Source organism: Nonlabens dokdonensis (genome assembly GCF_002162835.1).
Classification (GTDB): Bacteria; Bacteroidota; Bacteroidia; order Flavobacteriales; family Flavobacteriaceae; genus Nonlabens; species Nonlabens dokdonensis_B.
Map to the genome: position 1 here is coordinate 1 of NZ_MAAX01000180.1, position 2,633 is coordinate 2,633.

At 34.3% G+C, this 2,633-nt stretch carries 4 protein-coding genes; 1 reads left to right on the forward strand and 3 read right to left on the reverse strand.

The features are described from left to right. Window positions 1-528: alpha/beta fold hydrolase (locus tag A9Q93_RS11795; protein ID WP_303687609.1), on the reverse strand; the 528-nt coding region annotated here is incomplete at its 3' end. Between the two features lie 186 nt (window positions 529-714). Here A9Q93_RS11795 and A9Q93_RS11800 point away from each other — a divergent pair. Beyond that, on the forward strand, window positions 715-1,026 hold the full coding sequence (locus A9Q93_RS11800) for a GNAT family N-acetyltransferase (RefSeq protein WP_303687610.1): 312 nt from the start codon (window positions 715-717) through the stop codon (window positions 1,024-1,026). Window positions 1,027-1,076: 50 nt separating this feature from the next. Here A9Q93_RS11800 and kdsB read toward each other — a convergent pair whose 3' ends face one another. Together kdsB and A9Q93_RS11810 are read right to left on the reverse strand one after the other, a co-directional pair. Further along, window positions 1,077-1,817 (reverse strand): 3-deoxy-manno-octulosonate cytidylyltransferase, encoded by a 741-nt coding sequence (gene kdsB / locus A9Q93_RS11805; RefSeq protein WP_303687611.1) that lies wholly within the window; start codon window positions 1,815-1,817, stop codon window positions 1,077-1,079. 225 nt (window positions 1,818-2,042) lie between these two features. Then, the coding region (locus tag A9Q93_RS11810) for a DUF4126 domain-containing protein (RefSeq protein ID WP_369674708.1) at window positions 2,043-2,633 on the reverse strand (591 nt) is incomplete at its 5' end.

Below are 2,633 nucleotides of genomic sequence, written 5' to 3' on the forward strand. Positions count from 1 at the left end.
ATCTTCATCACCATGTATATGTATACAGTTTGCAACAGGCTCTTCTTGATCCCAATTCATTATAGTGTCAAGTGCCCAATCTAAATATATAGGGCTGTTTACTGAAAGGTATTTCTTGTACATCTCTATTTTCTTTGGCGCTATTCCAAAGCTATATTTACTCAAAACGTCAATATTTTGAGCCAAACCAGTAGGTAAGAGTTTGTGCAATCCAGTAGTCTTAGAAAAACGCATTCTTCTAGGAAACTCCTTGTTAGACTTAACTGTAGAAATCAAAATCAGTTTTTCTACCTCTATATGCTTAGCCATTTCTTGTACGATCACTCCACCAAAAGAGACGCCTACAAGAACTGGTTTTTCATGTTTTATATTCTTAATTAAACGAGCAACATAGGAAGATAAGCTCTCCTTTTTGATAGGAATAATCCACTCAAGAAAGTGCATTTTAAAATCATCTTCTGGTAGCTGTATATTTTCATAAATCAAGGAAGATGCCGCCATTCCTGGCATGAAATAAACTTGTTTCATAAAACTATATTCTCTTTTTGCAGCGTGCTTTAACATTTATAGTATGCAAAGCATATTATTTTTAGACTATCTTTGCAAGATATAAAGAGAAAATTTTACTCTTATCACTAATCTACCATAATATTACTTTATTTAATAGTGTTGTTCTACTTTATGTAGATAATGAATGGAGTTAAAATAATGAATATGGATTCTACAAGTACCTTAGAAGTTACTGATAATGAATTTTTACGTCAGTACGAGTGTCGCAAAGGTGACGTTTTAGCAACGATTGAATATGCGCAACAAGAAAGAAAAATTTTCCTTACAAAATATATCGTCCCGGAAGATTATGAATTTGATAATGATTTCAGAGATGAGTTCTTAACTGCTGTTTTTGAAGATATAAGAAACGTAAAAGAATTAAAAGTCGTGCCTACACATCCTAAAATTGCAGGATTTGTTAGAAAATACCGTTTAAAATATAAAGATATGCTTCCTGTAGGGATTGCAATCTAAAGACATTTTTTTTTTACTAATAATCTTACATCAAATCTATAATTAAATTTTTAATTGTCTAGATTATTAAATTTTAATCTAGCCTTTTCAAGATCACTAGGTGTATCTATCCCTATACTAAGATGATTTGTTTTAATCATCTTAATTTTTTTACCATGTTCTAGATATCTAATACACTCGATCTTTTCTACTAATTCCAGCGGCGTCGGTGATTGATTGTAAAAATCAATCAAGGCTTGTTTTCTAAAAGCGTATATACCTATATGTTTAAAAATGGGTTGTTTAATAGATTCATCGCGAGCAAATGGAATAGCTGACCTTGAAAAATACAATGCATTTCCTTCCAGATCGGTTATAACTTTCACATTATTAGGATTATTAATGTCTTGAGTATCTAGCAGCTCATGCATTAATGACGCAAGCGAGATCTCTTTATTTACATCCTGCTCAAATACTTCTATTAGTTTTTCGAGATCAGCTTTATTTGTAAAAGGTTCATCTCCTTGAACATTAATTATTATGTCTGCTTCATAATTCTCAACAGCCTCTGCAATTCGATCACTTCCAGTTTCATGAGTTTTATGACTCATAACCGCTTCTCCTCCATTCTCAACGATCTCCTTATATATCAAATCACTATCTGTAGCGACCAGTACTTGATCAAATAACCCAGTGTGTAAAGCTGCTTCATAAGTACGTAGAATCACAGATTTACCGCATAGGTCTTTCATGAGTTTACCAGGAAATCTACTGGCTTCAAAACGTGCTGGAATTACGGCTATTTTTTTCAAGATGGCTGCTAATTAGATTATCAAAATAACTAGGATTTCTCTTTAATTAGAACTCCTGATCTTTGAGCAAATTTAATACTTCCTCTACTCCTACTCGATCTTCTCTTAAATATTTCTTGGGCAACTGTCTTAATCTTATTTGAAATTAATTCAGACTCTATACTTTATAGATTTTAGTCAGTCCAGTTTAATTTTAATGGTTATCTCGCTTTCGCGAAAGCGGAATTACCCAACAACTACTTCATCCTTTTTCTTCTTAAATAATTTCTTGTATAGTTTTCTCATTCCTATTAACAAGAAAAAAACCACGATAACGGCAAGCGGTGCAAAAGCAATGGATAAAAATGATAGAACGCTGGAAAAACCAGCTTCTACGGTGCTTATGACGGGATTGCCTAAACCACCTGTAGCAGCAGTACTTGTGGCTCGAGCAGCAGAAGTGGTTGTAGAAATCGCAGCTGCGGTTCCTCCACCAGCGATTATGGCGAGAGTCCAAGTAAATACAGGATTCATGTCTGCAGCAACACTTACCATAACTACTGTTCCTGCGATCGCAGCTAGTGGAACTGAGATCGTATCGAGCAAATTATCTACAAAAGGAATGTAATAAGCTAGTAACTCCACGGCCGCGGCAACTCCTAGAACGATAACAGCTGTTAAACTTCCTGCCCATTGCCAGCTTTCATTCAGTGGTATGACTTCAAAATATGCGGCAATGCTTGCAAATAATAAAGGGATAAAAACTCTAAAACCAGCACTTGCTGCCAGCCCTATTCCTAGACAAATACTAAATAAAATCTCAAACATAATTAATGC